The sequence below is a fragment of the Aliivibrio sp. SR45-2 genome (assembly GCF_963890165.1).
Taxonomy (GTDB): domain Bacteria; phylum Pseudomonadota; class Gammaproteobacteria; order Enterobacterales; family Vibrionaceae; genus Aliivibrio; species Aliivibrio salmonicida.
Genome location: NZ_CAWPRC010000194.1, coordinates 1 through 16,544, shown reverse-complemented (window position 1 = coordinate 16,544; position 16,544 = coordinate 1). Strand labels below are relative to the sequence as shown.

19 protein-coding genes and 1 pseudogene are annotated in these 16,544 nt (G+C 39.0%); 14 read left to right on the top strand and 6 right to left on the bottom strand.

Annotation, left to right across the window (positions count from 1 at the left end):
• Positions 1-3 precede the first annotated feature (3 nt).
• Positions 4-414 (top strand): hypothetical protein, encoded by a 411-nt coding sequence (locus AACV33_RS18455; RefSeq protein WP_065609734.1) that lies wholly within the window; start codon positions 4-6, stop codon positions 412-414.
• Positions 415-810, top strand: coding sequence for a hypothetical protein (locus AACV33_RS18450; protein ID WP_083198880.1), 396 nt, complete (start codon positions 415-417; stop codon positions 808-810).
• Between the two features lie 99 nt (positions 811-909).
• On the opposite strand, the gene cra is transcribed toward AACV33_RS18450, so the two are convergent.
• Positions 910-1,887 carry a catabolite repressor/activator gene (cra, locus tag AACV33_RS18445; protein WP_182699493.1) on the bottom strand — a complete coding sequence of 326 codons (978 nt, stop codon included), beginning with the start codon at positions 1,885-1,887 and terminating at the stop codon, positions 910-912.
• A 270-nt stretch (positions 1,888-2,157) separates the two neighbouring features.
• On the opposite strand from cra, the gene fruB reads away from it, so the two are divergent.
• From fruB to fruA, 3 genes are read left to right on the top strand one after another with little or no spacing between them, the layout of a single operon-like run.
• Positions 2,158-3,294, top strand: coding sequence for a fused PTS fructose transporter subunit IIA/HPr protein (gene fruB / locus AACV33_RS18440; RefSeq protein WP_017021678.1), 1,137 nt, complete (start codon positions 2,158-2,160; stop codon positions 3,292-3,294).
• A 3-nt stretch (positions 3,295-3,297) separates the two neighbouring features.
• Positions 3,298-4,275 (top strand): 1-phosphofructokinase, encoded by a 978-nt coding sequence (gene pfkB, locus AACV33_RS18435; RefSeq protein WP_017021679.1) that lies wholly within the window; start codon positions 3,298-3,300, stop codon positions 4,273-4,275.
• A 30-nt stretch (positions 4,276-4,305) separates the two neighbouring features.
• A complete protein-coding gene (gene fruA / locus AACV33_RS18430; RefSeq protein WP_017021680.1) occupies positions 4,306-6,045 on the top strand; it encodes a PTS fructose transporter subunit IIBC in 1,740 nt (579 codons plus the stop codon).
• Between the two features lie 94 nt (positions 6,046-6,139).
• Here fruA and AACV33_RS18425 read toward each other — a convergent pair whose 3' ends face one another.
• The gene (locus AACV33_RS18425) at positions 6,140-6,664 is read right to left on the bottom strand and encodes an outer membrane protein (protein ID WP_017021681.1); all 525 of its coding nucleotides are present in this window, start codon (positions 6,662-6,664) and stop codon (positions 6,140-6,142) included.
• Between the two features lie 78 nt (positions 6,665-6,742).
• Here AACV33_RS18425 and AACV33_RS18420 point away from each other — a divergent pair, with 78 nt between their 5' ends.
• A complete protein-coding gene (locus AACV33_RS18420; RefSeq protein WP_017021682.1) occupies positions 6,743-7,357 on the top strand; it encodes a LysE family translocator in 615 nt (204 codons plus the stop codon).
• A 175-nt stretch (positions 7,358-7,532) separates the two neighbouring features.
• On the top strand, positions 7,533-8,192 hold the full coding sequence (locus tag AACV33_RS18415; protein WP_182699492.1) for an HAD family hydrolase: 660 nt from the start codon (positions 7,533-7,535) through the stop codon (positions 8,190-8,192).
• Between the two features lie 58 nt (positions 8,193-8,250).
• Here AACV33_RS18415 and AACV33_RS18410 read toward each other — a convergent pair whose 3' ends face one another.
• The 3 genes from AACV33_RS18410 to AACV33_RS18400 are packed head-to-tail and all read right to left on the bottom strand — an operon-like array spanning position 8,251 to position 10,349.
• A complete protein-coding gene (locus tag AACV33_RS18410; protein ID WP_182699491.1) occupies positions 8,251-9,042 on the bottom strand; it encodes an SGNH/GDSL hydrolase family protein in 792 nt (263 codons plus the stop codon).
• Between the two features lie 15 nt (positions 9,043-9,057).
• Complete coding sequence (locus AACV33_RS18405; protein WP_182699490.1) at positions 9,058-9,963, bottom strand: LysR family transcriptional regulator; 906 nt, start codon at positions 9,961-9,963, stop codon at positions 9,058-9,060.
• Entirely contained in the window at positions 9,963-10,349 is a 387-nt protein-coding gene (locus AACV33_RS18400) for a nitrous oxide-stimulated promoter family protein (RefSeq protein ID WP_017021686.1), read from the bottom strand. The genes AACV33_RS18405 and AACV33_RS18400 overlap by 1 nt, the downstream gene beginning before the upstream one ends.
• A 235-nt stretch (positions 10,350-10,584) precedes the next feature.
• Here AACV33_RS18400 and AACV33_RS18395 point away from each other — a divergent pair, with 235 nt between their 5' ends.
• Positions 10,585-11,052: a hypothetical protein gene (locus tag AACV33_RS18395; RefSeq protein WP_017021687.1), complete on the top strand. Its 468-nt coding sequence runs from the start codon at positions 10,585-10,587 to the stop codon at positions 11,050-11,052.
• A gap of 168 nt (positions 11,053-11,220) precedes the next feature.
• Here AACV33_RS18395 and AACV33_RS18390 read toward each other — a convergent pair whose 3' ends face one another.
• Positions 11,221-11,436 (bottom strand): hypothetical protein, encoded by a 216-nt coding sequence (locus AACV33_RS18390; protein WP_017021688.1) that lies wholly within the window; start codon positions 11,434-11,436, stop codon positions 11,221-11,223.
• Between the two features lie 426 nt (positions 11,437-11,862).
• Between AACV33_RS18390 and AACV33_RS18385 the strand changes: the two genes are divergently transcribed.
• The 6 genes and pseudogenes from AACV33_RS18385 to AACV33_RS18360 form a co-directional block, all read left to right on the top strand.
• Complete coding sequence (locus AACV33_RS18385; protein ID WP_023602894.1) at positions 11,863-12,384, top strand: YbhB/YbcL family Raf kinase inhibitor-like protein; 522 nt, start codon at positions 11,863-11,865, stop codon at positions 12,382-12,384.
• A 48-nt stretch (positions 12,385-12,432) separates the two neighbouring features.
• Positions 12,433-13,218, top strand: coding sequence for a helix-turn-helix transcriptional regulator (locus tag AACV33_RS18380; RefSeq protein WP_182699489.1), 786 nt, complete (start codon positions 12,433-12,435; stop codon positions 13,216-13,218).
• Between the two features lie 99 nt (positions 13,219-13,317).
• Positions 13,318-13,887 (top strand): cytochrome b/b6 domain-containing protein, encoded by a 570-nt coding sequence (locus tag AACV33_RS18375; RefSeq protein ID WP_182699488.1) that lies wholly within the window; start codon positions 13,318-13,320, stop codon positions 13,885-13,887.
• A 175-nt stretch (positions 13,888-14,062) separates the two neighbouring features.
• The gene (locus AACV33_RS18370; protein WP_182699487.1) at positions 14,063-14,707 is read left to right on the top strand and encodes a hypothetical protein; all 645 of its coding nucleotides are present in this window, start codon (positions 14,063-14,065) and stop codon (positions 14,705-14,707) included.
• 62 nt (positions 14,708-14,769) lie between these two features.
• On the top strand, positions 14,770-15,789 hold the full coding sequence (locus tag AACV33_RS18365; RefSeq protein ID WP_182699486.1) for a penicillin-binding protein activator LpoB: 1,020 nt from the start codon (positions 14,770-14,772) through the stop codon (positions 15,787-15,789).
• A gap of 2 nt (positions 15,790-15,791) precedes the next feature.
• Positions 15,792-16,544 (top strand): annotated as a pseudogene (locus tag AACV33_RS18360) (hypothetical protein); the annotation flags it as partial.

Genomic DNA, 16,544 nt, shown 5'->3' with positions numbered 1-16,544 from the left:
GTTATGCGTCGTTTGAAACGTATTGGAAATATAGCGATAGGTATTTTAGCCTCTAGAGGGTTGGGATATGTAGGTTTATTGATTGGTGCGAATAGTGCAATTGATAATATTTATCAGGCGTGTAAGGTTGATAGCTCTGGTGATTGTGGTAAGACAACGACTCGTGAAGTCGCTGGGTTTGTTGGTGGGGCCGTTGGAGGAATAAAAGCTGGTTCTGTAGGTGCTGGACTTGGGGTCGTAGTTGTTTCTGGTATTGCTTTATTTATTGGCGTTACAGCCTCAGCTCCTGTACTTGCTGTTGCTGCTATTACTGGTGCCATCGCCGGAGGTTCTGTTGGTGGCGGTATCGGTGGTAGTGCGGGTAAGGCTGGTGGAGATCTTGCTTATGACATATATGAATGGGTGATGGAATAAATGTTGGATGTGATGTGGTTTGAATTTTTGATAATGATTCCTGCTGTTTTTTTTGCTGCTTTAGCTATGGCTTGGGCTGTGAGCGCGATTATAATATTACCTACAATTTCCTTAGGGAGCTTTAAACATATTATTTTTATTGATAAGCAATTAGCAAAAGATCTTGATAAATATTATGACAGAAATGGGTATATGCGACCTCAATACCAAGCATCTTGGGATGTTGGTAGTCGATTCATTGATTATTGTATTGCTTATCCATTTATTAGAAAAAGAGCATCAACAGACTCAAAGAAATTTAAAGTCTTTATGTGGTGGAATGCGAGCGGTATATGGAGTTGGTTAGGGGTCTTTATTTTTGGCTTTTTGGCTAAATTTCTTAATTATATTTATTAACAGTGATCCCGAGTTGGATAAACAATCGATGAAATTCAGTAAGGGACTAAAACTTGGAGGAGTCGTAAATACTGGCTGCCGCAACAACCAGTATAATTATCAACGAATAACAATCTTCCTTGGAATTAACTCAATTCCTGCTTGATAACGTTTTGCCGAAGCATTTAAGCCTAACGCTAATGCACTGTCTGCAATCAGTTCGAATTGTTGTGGTAGAGAGTTAACTTTAATCGGTAAAAAATCCAGTAGACGATTATCACCAAAGGTAGCGAGTTTTACGGTTCCCATCAACTCTGGCTTCTCAATAAGTACATCCAATATACCCTCAAGCAAAATATACGAGGTGGTAATAATTGCATCTGGAATTGTACCTTCTTTTATCCACTGCTCAAATATCGCTTTGCCTGACTCACTATTAAAGTGCTCACCATAACCGGTGATACTTGAGAGTCCTTTTTCTGTCACTTTGGCGTCAAAACCAGAATGACGTTGGCGAGAAATATTTAAGTCAGGTAAAGCACCAATTAAACCAATTGATTTTACGTTCTCGCTAATTACTGACTGAGTTAATTCATACGCCGCATCAAAATCTTCACTGATCACACAACAAAAGTGCTCATCATCTAATGAACGGTCAATTGCGATGATCGGAGTACCTCGTTCTTGTATCTTTAAATAGTAGTCGCTGCCATCTACCAAACAACTGGCTACAAATAAAGCATCGATACGACGGCTGATTAACGTATGTGCGACGTTCATTTCCGTTTCAGGGTCATCATCTGAACAGCCAATTAAAATTTGATAGCCAGCTTTACGAGAATTGAACTCCAATAGCTTTGCTAATTTTGCGTAACTGGTGTTTTCAAGATCAGGAATAATTAATCCAAATGAGCGACTGCTGCCGGCACGTAAAGCTGAAGCGGCATGATCTGGGCGATAATTATGTTCATCAACGACAGCCATTACTTTGAGCTGCGTCTTCTCACTGATGCGGTATTTTTGCGCTTTACCATTAATGACATAGCTTGCAGTGGTTTTAGAAACTCCAGCAAGTTTGGCTATTTGATCTAATGTCATGGTGAAGATCCTTAATTCTGTGGGTCGGATCATATAAATTTAGATCCAATCATTTTATGGGTTGAATTATATGCTGAATCGTTTCAGTATAAAAGCTGAAAGGATTCAGCAAATTTGAAAAGCGTGACATTTGCGCTATTTTTATTCTTATGACTTATTTTTGAATAGGAAATATTTGCTGAACTTTTTTTTAATGTTTTGCTGAAACGATTCAGCAAAATATAAAGCAACCCATATTGATTTGATACATCAAGCGAGAGGCGAAGACCCATGCTGACACTGACAAAGAATGACATTACGTTGCAACAAGCGGCAGCGGATAAAACAACAGCCATCAAGGCAATCGCAAAGCAATTAACAGAGAAAGGATTAGTTGCTGAAAAGTATGTAGAAGGCATGCTAAACCGTGAACAACAAAATTCAACGTTTTTGGGTAATGGTATTGCCATCCCACACGGCACAACAGATACCCGTGAACTAGTAAACAAAACAGGCGTTGCTGTTCACCACTTTCCTCAAGGCGTTAATTGGGGCGATGGCAATGTGGTTTATGTCGCGATTGGTATTGCTGCTAAATCAGATGAACATTTAGGAATCTTAAAGCAACTGACAAAAGTGCTTTCGGCAGATGGTGTTGAAGAAAAACTGAAACAAGCGAAAAGCGAAGCCGATATTATTGCTTTGCTTAATGGTGAAGTTCAGTTTGAAGCAGATTTTGATGCGTCATTAATTCAATTGCTTTTTCCGGCAAGCGACATGATTCAAATGAGTGCGGTTGCCGGTGGTTTATTAAGAAATAGCGGTAATGCTGAAAATCAATTTGTTGCAGAGTTAGTAACAAAAGAGCCGACTCACTTAGGTAATGGTTTGTGGTTAGTGAGTACTGACAAAGGCGTTAAACGCTCTGGTATGTCGATTGTGACGACTGCTAATGGGTGTGAGTTTAATGGATTAGCGGTGAAAGGGTTAATTGCTATTGCGTCTTGTAATGCCTCACACAAATCGTTTTTATCGATTATTAGTAAAATGGTGTTTGAACAGAAACAAGATCAATTATTATCTGCTAATTCTGAGCAGTTATTAGCTATGTTCGCAACCTCTTCTGAAGAAATTGTTGCAGAAGTAAGCGCGGATAACACGGCAGTATTTACAATAAAGAATGCACACGGCTTGCATGCTCGTCCAGGAGCGATGCTTGTATCTGAAGCGAAGAAATACGAATCAAAAATTACAGTATTAAATCTTAATGGGGATGGTAAATCAGCAAATGCAAAAAGCTTAATGAAAGTGATTGCGTTAGGTGTGAAGCACGGCCATGAACTGCAATTTACGGCGGATGGCGTTGATGCAAAAGAAGCACTAGTGGGTATTGGTGCTGCCATCGAATCTGGTTTGGGCGAGGGTTAATTAATGACGTCTATTCAAACAAACAAAGTGGTTACTATCACACTAAACCCTGCTTTGGATTTAACGGGTAGCGTAGATGCGTTATCTATCGGTTCTGTAAGTTTAGTGAGTAAAGGCTCACTTCATGCAGCAGGGAAAGGCGTTAACGTGGCAAAAGTGCTGTCTGATTTAGGTGCTGAAGTTACTGTTACCGGTTTTCTTGGGCGTGATAATGAAGAGCTGTTCTGTCAATTATTTGAAGAAATGAACGCAAACGATCAATTTGTTCGTGTTGATGGTGCAACGCGCATTAACGTGAAACTTGTCGAGCAAGATGGCCGAGTGAGTGACATCAACTTCCCTGGTGTCGACGTATCAGAACAAGCGATTGCTGAATTTGAATCACGTTTATTTGAGCTAGCAAAAACGCATGAGTTTTTTGTGCTTGCAGGGAGTTTACCACAAGGTGTTTCTCCTGAGTTGTGTGCAACATGGATTGAAAAATTGCATCAACTGGGCAAGAAAGTGATGTTTGATAGCAGTCGTGCTGCATTAGCGGCGGGTTTAGATGCTCATCCGTGGTTGATTAAACCGAACGATGAAGAATTGTCTGAATTTGTTGGACGTGAATTAAATACACCCGAAGCGTGTCAACAAGCGGCTCAAGATCTTGCTGATAAAGGTATTGAGAATGTTGTCGTGTCACTGGGCTCAAAAGGCGTGATGTGGCTGGGGAAAAATGAAGAAGCTGATGCGTCATGGATCTACTCTCAACCACCGAAAATGAACGTTGTTAGTACCGTTGGTGCGGGTGATACGTTAGTTGCCGGTTTGTGTTGGGGACATGTTAATCAGTGGGAACGTGCTCAAATATTATCGTTTGCTACCGCTCTGTCAGCTTTAGCTGTATCGCAGGTTGGCGTTGGTGTACCTAATGTCGAAGACGTAAAAGAATTACAACAACAAGTAACCCTACACAACCCTATTTCTTCAAACGTGTAACCGCGTTTAGTCATAGATTAAGGACAGAATATGAAAAATATAGCTATCGTAACAGCATGCCCAAGTGGTGTAGCAAACAGCATTATCGCCGCTGGTTTATTAGAACAAGCAGCAGCGAAACTAAACTGGAAAGCCTCGATTGAATGTCAATCAAGTGTGTTACCTGTTGATGTATTAACTCAAGAGATTATTGATACCGTCGATGCAATTATTATAGCAACGAGTACCGATATTGATACGACACGCTTTGTAGGCAAAAAAGTACATCAAGGTTCAATTTCTGATTGCACGACTAACCCACAAGCGTGGTTAGAAAACGCAGTAAATACAGCAACCGAGCTAACGGCTTCAGAAGTAACGACAATCAACGAGGTTGTTGCTGATTCAAATGCAGTTAAAAAGATTGTTGCTATTACGGCCTGTCCAACGGGTGTTGCCCATACTTTCATGGCCGCAGAAGCACTAGAAGAAGAAGGTAAACGCCAAGGTTATCTTATTAAGGTAGAAACCCGCGGTTCAGTGGGTGCTAAAAATCAGCTGACTGATCAAGACATCGCGGATGCGGATCTTGTTATCATCGCTGCGGATATTGAAGTGCCTCTTGAGCGTTTCAATGGCAAGCGTTTGTACAGAACAAGTACGGGACTTGCTCTGAAGAAAACAGAACAAGAAATGAATAAAGCATTTGCAGAGGCAACGGTTTTCCAAGCGTCTGGTAAGGCTCAATCTTCTCAAGCAGAAGAGAGTAAAGGCATGTACAAACACCTAATGACAGGGGTATCACATATGCTTCCTGTTGTAATTGCAGGTGGTTTGTTGATTGCGCTTTCGTTTGTGTTTGGTATTGAAGCGTTTAAAGAACCCGGTACGATTGCAGCAACGTTAATGGACATTGGTGGTGGAGCAGCCTTCGCCTTGATGATCCCTGTTCTTGCTGGTTTCATTGCGTTCTCGATTGCTGACCGCCCTGGTTTAGCGCCGGGTTTAATCGGTGGTATGTTGGCGAGCTCAACAGGTGCTGGTTTCCTTGGTGGTATTGCTGCCGGTTTCATTGCGGGTTATGCAGCAAAATTCATTGCAGATAAAGTGTCTCTTCCTCAATCAATGGAAGCATTAAAACCCATTCTAATCATTCCGTTTGTGGCGAGTTTGTTCACTGGTTTGGTCATGGTTTACATCGTTGGTGGCCCAGTAGCAGGCATCATGTCTGCACTGACTGAGTTCTTAAACAACATGGGTTCAACTAACGCGGTATTACTGGGTGTTATCCTTGGTTGTATGATGTGTTTCGATTTAGGTGGTCCAGTAAACAAAGCCGCTTATACGTTTGGTGTTGGTCTGTTAGCGTCACAAACTTATGGTCCAATGGCCGCAATTATGGCCGCAGGTATGGTTCCTGCACTTGGTATGGGCTTAGCGACATTTCTTGCTAAAAATAAATTTGAAGCGGGCGAGCGTGAAGCGGGCAAAGCGTCATTCGTGCTTGGTTTATGTTTTATTTCTGAAGGTGCGATTCCATTTGCAGCGAAAGATCCAATGCGTGTTATCCCAAGCTGTATGGCAGGTGGTGCATTAACGGGTGGTCTGTCTATGTTGTTTGGTGCTCAGTTACTCGCGCCACACGGTGGTTTATTTGTTCTTCTTATTCCAAATGCGATTACACCCGTGTTCATGTACTTGGTAGCGATAGCTGCAGGTACTGCGGTAACTGGTTTCACTTACGCTTTCTTGAAAAATAAAGCGGATGCGAAAGAAGCAGTCGCTGCATAAAAAGAATAACTAAAAATAAAATGGGCGCTTCCAATGAGAATTGGAAACGCCCATTTTTTTTGATATTAATGCAGAGATTAACATCAAAGCAGTCCTAGAACATGAAGTTCACACCTGCACCAATAACCGAAAGGTAATCGCCAGACGCTAAGTCAATATATTGATATTCAACATTGAACGTGACTGATGGGTATAATTTCATTACACCACCAACAGCAACGTAAGGCTTAGTGGTTGTTGAGTCTTGTTTCATGGTTTGGTTACCTACCGTATTTTTATATTCAACGTTAGTACGGTTTAGTCCCATCTTTCCATAGAAAGAGCCATAGTAAGACATTGGGAAATACATCTTCGCGGCAATTGAAGCGCCATCAACAGCGGCACTGTCGTTGTTACTTGTGACATTATCCATTGATTCCGTCATGTAATAACTGAGATCCAGAGCCACCATTGGCGCAAAATGGTAGTTATAACCCACTTGAGTCATTAAACCATCCACATGGGAACCATCAATTTTCAGGTTAGCAAGACTTGGCTGAATATAGATTTGGTGTAAAGTGTCTGTTGCTTGTGCCGATGTTGTCGCACCTAGCAATAAAAGTGGTATGAATCTTTTCATTGTAAACTCGTCTTTGTAACCGAAGGTGAGATTTTATTGTGAATGAGACGATGTTGTAAAGACAATTTAAGGGAAGAAATGACATTAACTATTTGGTTTTCATTATTATTGATTTCAATGCTGGGTGCGATGTCACCAGGGCCTAGTTTAGCTACGGTTGCAAAACATACGTTATCTGGTCGCCGTATTAACGGAATTGCAGCGGCATGGGCGCATTCTATTGGTATTGGTATTTATGCTTTTATCACGGTGATTGGTTTGGCTGTGGTATTGCAGCAATCGCCAGTAGTCTTTAAAGCGATCAGTTATTTAGGAGCGGCTTATCTTGCGTATTTAGGGTATGGCGCTTTACGCTCAACGGGTGGTATTGCTGCAAAACTGGAATCAGGTGAGCAGGTTACGTTGCTTGAGTCGGCGAAAGAAGGTCTGTTAATTTCATTATTGAACCCTAAAATAGCCCTGTTCTTTTTGGCGTTATTCAGTCAATTTGTTGCTGCGGGTAATACACCAATAGATAAAGCGATTATTGTTATCACTCCAATTATCATCGATGGTTTATGGTATACATTAATTAGTTGTTTATTATCAGCCCCAAAAATTGTTGATAAGCTAAGAAGTAAAGCGCAGTGGATTGATCGTTTATCTGGTGTGGTTTTAATACTATTAGCATTGCGTGTTGTTTTTTATGCGTAATGGATTACGGTTTGAATTCAATACGAAAGGGGAAGGGGTATTAAAGGAAGTGTTCACTTTTTTTGATGCTTGATCTGGCTTAATATAGCGCATTCCCAAAGCATATTGAACATGATGTATTATTGCTATATGTCATGTTGTTCTATTATTTTGTTATTAATACATAAGGTTTCTCATGACATTTCAAGCTGCAATTTTCGATATGGATGGACTGCTGTTAGACACAGAGCGTGTGTGTATGTCTATTTTTAAACAGGCATGTGAGGCTCAAAATGTTCCGTTTATTGAAGATCTGTATCTTTCAATTATAGGCTGTAATGCAAAACGTATTGAGCAACTTTTCCGTGAAGGCTATGGGCCAAGTGTTGATTACCCTGCGTTAAATCAAGAGTGGCGAGTGCGTTACACGGCGGTGGTTAAACATCAAGCTATCCCCGTAAAAGAAGGGGTAGTTGAGCTATTAGATTGGCTAAAAGAGAATAACGTACCAATGGCTGTTGCCACGTCTACACAGCATGATATCGCGATTAAAAAACTAGAGTTAGCTGGACTTGATGGCTATTTTGATGCTCTAGCGACAGGTTGTGAAGTTGAGCATGGTAAGCCGCATCCAGAAATTTATTTTTTAGCCGCAGAGCGTTTGGGTATTACTCCTGATGTTTGTCTGGCATTTGAAGATTCAAATAACGGTACTCGTGCTGCTGTGGCTGCGAATATGATCACGTATCAAATCCCTGATCTTGTTGAGCCAAGCATTGAAGTTATAGAACTTGGGCATAAAATCCTACCTTCCATGATTAATGTATTGGCTGATTTAAAAACACTGCGAGCGTAAATAGAAACGAAAAAAAACCGAGAGAGCAATATTGCTCTCTCGGTTTTTTTTATGCTCATTATTGATTTAGTAATGTGTTTAATTGGGGTTTAAGCTCATTTATCCACTGTGAATAAGCCAATGCGTTGAGGTGTAAATCATCACAAGTATAGTCATTAGATAAAAATCCATCAGGGCTTAAAATGGCATTTACGTTTAAATAAGTAACGTCATTCTGTTGGCAATAAGCCTCTAAACGATGATTTAATTCAGTCACTTGAGGGTTGAGGTGAACTAAGCGATAACCGCAATACAAGGTACTTTGTACCAACACCGTGCAGTTGTTTTTTTGCCAATACGTCAGCATGGTTTGGTAGTTTTCAAATACACTATCCACTGAAAAGCCTTGCGCTAAATCGTTTACCCCAGCCATAACCGAAATTAATTTAGGGTTAACGGCGAGAGTTGTTTCTATTCGGCGCAACATTCCAACGGTTGTGTCCCCTGCAATACCTCGGTTTACATGGGGGATATCAGTAAAGACATCTTGCCACGGACCCCATTCCGTTATGGAGTCACCAAACAATACGACATCAACGTTAGGTGTGAAGGTTTGGTGTGAATCGACTAAGTGAATGTAGCGGCTCATGCTGTGGCCTCGTTGAGCTATATCGACTTCCTTACGAAGCAGTGCAACTTGCTCGCTTGGATCGTTCATTGCGTTTAATTTTGTGGTTAATTGTAATTCACACTTTAGTGTATGTAGCGTGTTTATAATTGCATAAATTGAAGTGGGTTGCAGTTGATGAAAAAGATCATATAAGTCAACGCAATCATTGTTAAGTAAATAGGTTTTTAATTGTGTTTTCATAAGTGTTTGTCTTTTTTATAATTTCTCAAAAGTATGTTCAATTTCCGTGACCATCCATTCCATCACAGTTCCCATGCCACTGTCTCTGCGCTTAACCATGCCACTGTCTCTGCGCTTAACCATGCCAATTTCTATTTTTAGGGCTTGTGGGACATGATAAGTAGATAATTTAATCGCTTGGTTTTTATACCACACAGACTCTAAAATATGCTCCGGAATTAACGCCCATCCGACGTTTCTTATGACCAATGCGGTAATGTAATAGTAACTGTCTATGTACCAATGATTTGCTGAAATCGCTTTTTCTTGAGAGTGGCCAACGCGATCACGGATAACGAGCTGGCGATGTTGGTTTAACTGAATTAATGTCGGCTTTTTACAGTGAGCTAATGGATGCTGTGGCGACACAATGAGCGCTTGATTGAAAAAGCCAAGAGACAAATACTCTAAAGAATCAGACAACGTATTTATTCGAAAAAGAAAACCCAAATCCGCTTTCTTCTCATCAACCCATCGAGCAATATCATCTTGAGACCCATTAATGATGGTTAATTTTAATAATGGAAATTTCACTGATATTTTTTGAAAGAAATCTTCAAATACGTCAATTGGAACCGCCTCATCTATTGCTACGGTTAACGCGATTTCTTGTCCCGTCGCGACGGTGTCTGCTCGTGCCTGAAGGCGTTCACATTGCTCTAAAATTGCTTGAGCTTCAATGAACATGTCTTCGCCGTCTTGAGTCAATACCGGTAAGCGAGCACTTCTGTCGAAAAGTTCAAATCCAAGGTCGGTTTCTAAATTTGAAATTGCGGTACTAATTCGAGATTGTGCTTTCCCCATTTGACGCGCAGCGGCAGAGAAAGAACCGCATTTTACTGAAGTAACAAATGCCGTTAATTGATCAAGAGTCCAATGCATTATTTGTCACCTTCTTGTAAGCGTATATGACGGTTAGAGCAATGTGGGGAGGGTTTTGGATTCACGGTGCGTTTTTCTGACAGTAAGTGACGGATAGCCAATATTGGGTGTTTTAATAGCATTCTTGGGCCAGAAAAACGCATCACAAGACGCATCTGTTCTTTTGGCTCTGGCTTATAGCAATGAATAGGGCAGGTATTACACGTGGGTTTTTCTTCCCCATAAGGACAGCGATCTAAGCGGACTTCGGCGTAATCCATTAAGGCTTGGCATTCTTCGCATAATGAATGAGAGCGATGATTCTTTTTACAATAAATCTCAATCATGGCAGATACGGTCTTAAACTCAGTGTTGAGTTTTCCAAGCAGAATCTCACTGGTTTTCATACATCACTCATTCTTAATAAAGCATCGTTAACTCAGTATAAAGGGGAAATGATATTGGGTGAAGTGTTCACTTTTTTAAAGGATGAGTTTGACTTAAGATAATGCCATCCCCAAAGCATATTGCTCCTAAGTGTATGCGCTAAAAAGCCATTTAGTTAATGACTAAGTGGCTTTTTTTTATCAAATGCAGTTATCATTAGCTATACTATTTCAAATGGACTTAAGTATTTATTTCATGAATAAAAGTAAGCTATTAAGCATCATTGTTACTGCTGGGCTGTTGGCGGCTTGTGATACAGAAGACGATAACGAAATTGATTCTATACTTATCAATCGTAATGATTACAAGGTGGTGGAATTTACGTTAGAGCCAAATCAACAAGCGAATATATCAGTGCAAGATATCAGTCACCTTTTATCTGAATCATACATTATTGATGAAGGTGGTTATCAATATTGGGAAAGTGATACGCAGGATAAAGATTTTGGGAATGCGTTATTGTCGTTTTACTATGCTTTCCCACCATTATCAGGAAAACAAAGCTCAGGTTGGTTAGGGTTGAATGACGGTGGTTCGAGCAGTAAATTATTTTATCTCTTTTTTGAAAATACCGCGTTTGGCGTTATTTCGCCTCCGGTTGCTGGAGATGCGGAATCTTCAACGATGATGTATACCATTGATATTCGAAATAGGCAGGATTGATCATCACGGGTAGAGTATCAGAAAAGGTATGGGTGAAAGTAGTATGGGTGAATGTAGATTGTGGCGGTTAGCTCGTTAAGAATTGAGTCTTACAGTCAATGCCGGAGGAGTTCAAAGTGGTTAATACTTTGAACTCTCTTAGTAAATTAGCATGTTTTGTTATCGAACTTATTTATCTTCAGACGTGTAGCTTGAATACGAGCAATAATAGCAGCCATTTGATTGTGGGTAGATTGCTTTAGCGGCATTTAATGCAGTGCTACAGGCAGTATGATATCCAAGTGGTTCGCATTTTGTTATACCAGGACTGTGAGTACAGTTTGCGGTGTGAATTTCATGATCTCCGTTATCTTGCACATTCTTATCAACATAAAATAAACTCATAACTACCTCTAATCATTAATATTTAATCGAAAGATTTGAATAATTACAATACTCCTATTCGATGCAGTTGATAGGTGAAAATCCAAATAGTTAGATGTACGTCACTTACCATTGCTGATCTTTTTTTTGTTTTTAATTACGTTTTTTTTAAAGGAATTAACGTAAGTTCTTAGAATAAAACGTAAAGACTGAAATTATAGATAAGCAGGTAATTGATAGAGAAGCGAAAAGAATATCAAATCGTTTCTTTAATTTACGGATGAAAAATCGTCAATTAATCACTTTATTTAAAAATAAAACGAAAAGTATCATATTGGATTGTTTATTATTAATATTTGATACTTTCTGGTAATTACGGGTGTGCTAAATATCTAATAATAACCCTGTACTTACTTAACTCTATTATTAAAAGTAAAGGAAATTATTATGAACAAAGCATTATTAGTGTTACTTACTTTAGCGTCTTTTTCTAGCCAAGCGTTTGAAGTATCAAGTAAAGATATTCATGAAGGACAATTGATGAACAGTGAATTTACTTTCTCTGGTATGGGCTGTACGGGAGCGAATATTTCGCCTCAACTGAGCTGGAAAGATGCCCCTGCTGGTACTAAAAGTTTCGCGATTACGTTGTTTGATCCAGATGCACCAACAGGCAGTGGCTGGTGGCATTGGCTAGCGCTTAACATTCCTGCGAATGTAAGCAGTGTTGCTCAAGGTTCACCAATGAAAGATGTGCTACAAACTAAGAATGATTTTGGTACGATGAGCTACGGTGGCGCATGTCCTCCTGCGGGTGATGGAATGCACAGATACCAATATACTGTGTGGGCATTACCAAAAGCAAAAATTGATTTACCTGCGGATATTTCACCTGCTGTTGTCGGTTATACTCTAAATAGCATGGCTCTAGGTAAAGCCGTTTTAACAGCAACTTATGTGCGTAAATAGTATTTTATTAGAACATTTGTAGAAAGTCATAAAACGAGGAGCATAATAATGAATGACGCGTTATTTAAAATACAAACGTATTCAGGGGTGAATGATCAACCTCTACGTAACGTCCATATTTATGCTCCGAGTATTATTTGGGTGAAATCAGGAACAAAGACGGTTTTTCAAAATACAGAATCTTATGATATCGATACTCAATCTTGGTTACTCACGTCTGCAAATCAAGAGTTGAATTTTATCAATAAACCATCACATGAGCCTTTTTATTCGGTGCAATTGTGTTTTTTGTTAGGGCCTTCTAAAGACATGCTTGAAGAGAGTAAAGCGCACAAAACTCGTCGTTTGCATACGAATGCGATTAAGGTGTCTTCTGGATTAGCTTATGGTTTTTCGATGTTGATTGATATGAGTAAGCAAGCGCTGAGTTCTAACGTTCAAAAATTACATTTACTGGCATTTTATCAACAATTAGCTGAGTTAGGCGTATTGCATGTGCTTTTCTCTGAATCGTACGCTTCTTTTCAAAATGAGTTGAGTGCGTATTTTTCCAAAGATCCTGCAGAAGCTCATCAATTAGAAGATGTGAGCCATGCGTTCTCAATGAGCCGTGCCACGCTTATTCGTCGATTGCACCATGATGGTACGAATTTTAGAACGGTATTATCGAATGTGAGGATGACTCATGCCTTGTCTTTAATGCAAGAAAGAAAACAAAGCCAACTGGATTTAGCATTGCAGTGCGGTTATCAATCAGAAAGTCGATTTAGCCAACGTTTTCACCAGCAATTTGGTCTAACGCCAAAGCAGTATATGAAGACGATCCCTCACTGAACATGGTGTTAATTTCAAAATTTTTAGTGCACTTAACCATTAAAGGACTATGATCGAGTCTCTCACTTAAGTTTGATTTAATGGCTAAAAGGCAACATTATGAGCTTACATTTAAAAGATGGTTTTAACGTATTATTCGAGCGACTACCAACCTCAGAAAAAATACTTCATATACTCGTTATGCTATGGGTATTATTACAGATAATTACTTCTAATTTTATGCATGTTCATTCAGATACATTATGGACTGAGATTAATGTTGTCAGTCATATTCATGCCTATGGCGGTCTGCTTTTAATCCCAATCACGTTGCTTTTCTCATGGAAAATTATTAAGCGTAGAAAAATGTCCGATATTTATCCTTGGCTATATAAAGATATCTCTGAGATTAAGAAAGACATTAAAACCTTGAGTACATTTCGCTTGCCAGAGGTGCGCCCTGGTGGGTTAGCGGCAACAATTGAGGGATTGGGATTATTGGCGTTACTGTTGGCATTAGTAACTGGTGCTATGTGGTACATTTCGGCGAGTAATGGCAATCTTAGTTTCAGTCCGCAATTACTTGAGATCCATAAAACCAGCGTGGGTTTCATTGAGGCTTATTTTTATGGTCATGGGTTATTCGGCTTACTGCATTTAGCGGATTGGTGGCGATCTCAACGAACATAATAAACAAAAAACAGCGAGCATTTAGCTCGCTGTTTTTTTTTGTGATTTTTAAGTTGTTAAATAAAACCTTATAAGGAATGCCACATTGTATTGTAATTTATTTTAAACACGGTATTCTGTACGTGTTTAGAACGATGTACTCTATATTATTTAAATTAACTAAAGTGTGAGATTCATGAAAAAGACTGTATTAGCAATGATTTTAGCTGCAACAATGGTTTCTGGTTGTTCAATGATTGGCGGTTCTGATACTGCATCATATACAGACCTTCGAGCTGAAGGTGATGCATTATATGAAGAGTCAAAACCAGCAGTAAGAGATGACGAAGGAAATGTTATCGAAAAAGGCTACCAAGTATCTGATGTTGCTCAATTAGAAGCTATTCGTTTACTTGTTAATTCAGCATTTTTATCAGCGAAACCAGCTTATGAGCGCTACACCAACGAACTTCTTGCTACACCAGAATTAGGCAACTATTTTTCTGCAGTAGAAGCAAAAGATACAGAAGAAGAAAAACGAGCAGTATATGATTCTTTAAGCCCAGAAATGAAGCTAAAGGTTGACGATTTTAATAATTCATCAGTAAGTGATGAGATTATGTCAGGCTTAAAAGATGCAGCATTGGTTGCTTTGGAAAATTCAGCAGTATTCTTAAAATCAGATACAACCGCAATGTTATCTGATGTTGATTTTACAAAGTTAATGGGTGAAAAAGAAGCCGTATCACTGACTGCAGAGCAAATTGTATATATGGACAAGACAGTAGTTTCAGCATATGAAAATTACAGAATCATCTCTGCATTTAGCTCTGCACAATAACATCTATTTAAATTAAATAAAAAACCGGTGATTATTTACCGGTTTTTTTTTGAGAGGAAATAATGAAGAAATTCCCATACCTTTTAGTTACATCTTTATTTTTATTTGGATGCCAATCAACTAGCTTAAAAGTAAATTCAGAGGCTGATATTGAATCAAACTCACAAATAGAGAAGGTTAGTAGAGCTGCCCTATTTGAAAGTGAAAATATAGAATTACCAAGTAATTATGATGTTAAAGCTTTTAATAAAATGACCATTGCAGCATATGTAGATCATGTACGCTTTGAGAAAGATGCAAAAACAACACAAATTGATAATGGCATTATTGCCAAGTTATTAGAAAATGAATTAGCACGAACTAAGCGTTATGAAGTACTGACTCGTAATTGTGATGCTTGTGATTATGAAGTTGCTTTTCAAGCTGAAAATACTGTTGAAGAAGGATCTATTCAACGTGGCGAGCAATTAAATCCTGAATATGTATTCGAAACGTCAATAGCGTTAGGTACAGTAATTAAAAAAATGAGTGATCATAATGAGATCATCTTTAGAAGTCTAGTGACAACAAAAGTTGTTGAACCTACATCGGGTAAAATAATCCACTCATTTGAACCAATTCGTCACAATATGCCAGCTAAACGATTTTTTTCAATGGAAGGAAAGTTTTTAGGTGGTTTTGATTACAGAAAACAAAATGAACTTCAAGAAGCTTATAAAGAAGCAGCTCAAAAGGCAATTCAGGTACTCGTCAATAGAACAATGGATTACTACCCTGTTGGTGGTCGTGTTACAAACTTTAGAAATGGACGTTTTGCAATCGATGCTGGTATTGACCAAGGTTTTGCGACTAAACAGCCAGTAGTTTTATTTTTAAGTGATGATGGCTTAGATATACCAATCGCTTCTGGTGAAGTAACACCAAAGACGAATGGTGGCTCAGGCGTTATGTTTATTTGGAAAGAAGATGACCTTGATGCTGATGATGTGAAAAAGAAACTAGAAGCGATGGGCAAAGATTACCTTAAGCGTAATAAAATTTATGCAGTATCTGTAGGTACACCTGAAGACTGGAAACTATAATAATGCTTAAACTACTACGTAATTTTTATGCAGGAATATTGATAACTACAACAATAAATTTATTTGTTATTGGGTCGGTAAATGCTGAACCGATGGATGATGTTTTCTCTATGTTAGAAGATGGAGGGGGAACTCGGTCAGGAAAAAATAAAATTGATGGTTATTACGTAGTAGCTATGGGTACATCAAGTCGCTCAAATGAAAATAAAGGACTTGAAGAAGCAAGAATGGAAGCATTACGCCAGCTATCTGAAATGATAAATGGCGTTACTATGAGTGGCAATACCAGTGCTTCAATGAAATATATAACAGTATCTGATGAGAATGGGACACGAGAGTTTTCCAGAGAAAGCTTTGTTAATGTTGTTAATACTAGTTTCAAAGGGCAATTGTCTGCTGCAAAGCAATTGAAATCTGGTCAATATGACGGCGATTACTTTGTTGCAATTGTTATTACCCAAACAGATCTTAAACAAGCGGCATCACTTCGCTCAACGGCTAATTCTGGTAATAGCCATTCAGGTAACACATTCATTATTGCCACAGACGCAAGCAATCAATCTATTGCTCAAGTTAAGCAAGGTGCTAAAACAGTAGAATCTAAAGGCTTGGCATCAATGAAAGTTGGTGAAGCAGAAGCTCGAAAAAAAGCATTAAATGATGCGATTCATAATGCAGTGCAGCAAGCTCAGGGCGTTATGATGCAAGGCAAGTCGGGTAAATTTAATGATGCCATTGCGGTTGCAATATCAACA

Bases quoted from the DNA above. Each gene is read 5' to 3' on its own strand.
- AACV33_RS18455 (WP_065609734.1), top strand. From the start codon at position 4: ATGCGTCGTTTGAAACGTATTGGAAATATAGCGATAGGTATTTTAGCC.
- AACV33_RS18450 (WP_083198880.1), top strand. From the start codon at position 415: ATGTTGGATGTGATGTGGTTTGAATTTTTGATAATGATTCCTGCTGTT.
- cra (WP_182699493.1), bottom strand. From the start codon at position 1,887: ATGACATTAGATCAAATAGCCAAACTTGCTGGAGTTTCTAAAACCACT.
- fruB (WP_017021678.1), top strand. From the start codon at position 2,158: ATGCTGACACTGACAAAGAATGACATTACGTTGCAACAAGCGGCAGCG.
- pfkB (WP_017021679.1), top strand. From the start codon at position 3,298: ATGACGTCTATTCAAACAAACAAAGTGGTTACTATCACACTAAACCCT.
- fruA (WP_017021680.1), top strand. From the start codon at position 4,306: ATGAAAAATATAGCTATCGTAACAGCATGCCCAAGTGGTGTAGCAAAC.
- AACV33_RS18425 (WP_017021681.1), bottom strand. From the start codon at position 6,664: ATGAAAAGATTCATACCACTTTTATTGCTAGGTGCGACAACATCGGCA.
- AACV33_RS18420 (WP_017021682.1), top strand. From the start codon at position 6,743: ATGACATTAACTATTTGGTTTTCATTATTATTGATTTCAATGCTGGGT.
- AACV33_RS18415 (WP_182699492.1), top strand. From the start codon at position 7,533: ATGACATTTCAAGCTGCAATTTTCGATATGGATGGACTGCTGTTAGAC.
- AACV33_RS18410 (WP_182699491.1), bottom strand. From the start codon at position 9,042: ATGAAAACACAATTAAAAACCTATTTACTTAACAATGATTGCGTTGAC.
- AACV33_RS18405 (WP_182699490.1), bottom strand. From the start codon at position 9,963: ATGCATTGGACTCTTGATCAATTAACGGCATTTGTTACTTCAGTAAAA.
- AACV33_RS18400 (WP_017021686.1), bottom strand. From the start codon at position 10,349: ATGAAAACCAGTGAGATTCTGCTTGGAAAACTCAACACTGAGTTTAAG.
- AACV33_RS18395 (WP_017021687.1), top strand. From the start codon at position 10,585: ATGAATAAAAGTAAGCTATTAAGCATCATTGTTACTGCTGGGCTGTTG.
- AACV33_RS18390 (WP_017021688.1), bottom strand. From the start codon at position 11,436: ATGAGTTTATTTTATGTTGATAAGAATGTGCAAGATAACGGAGATCAT.
- AACV33_RS18385 (WP_023602894.1), top strand. From the start codon at position 11,863: ATGAACAAAGCATTATTAGTGTTACTTACTTTAGCGTCTTTTTCTAGC.
- AACV33_RS18380 (WP_182699489.1), top strand. From the start codon at position 12,433: ATGAATGACGCGTTATTTAAAATACAAACGTATTCAGGGGTGAATGAT.
- AACV33_RS18375 (WP_182699488.1), top strand. From the start codon at position 13,318: ATGAGCTTACATTTAAAAGATGGTTTTAACGTATTATTCGAGCGACTA.
- AACV33_RS18370 (WP_182699487.1), top strand. From the start codon at position 14,063: ATGAAAAAGACTGTATTAGCAATGATTTTAGCTGCAACAATGGTTTCT.
- AACV33_RS18365 (WP_182699486.1), top strand. From the start codon at position 14,770: ATGAAGAAATTCCCATACCTTTTAGTTACATCTTTATTTTTATTTGGA.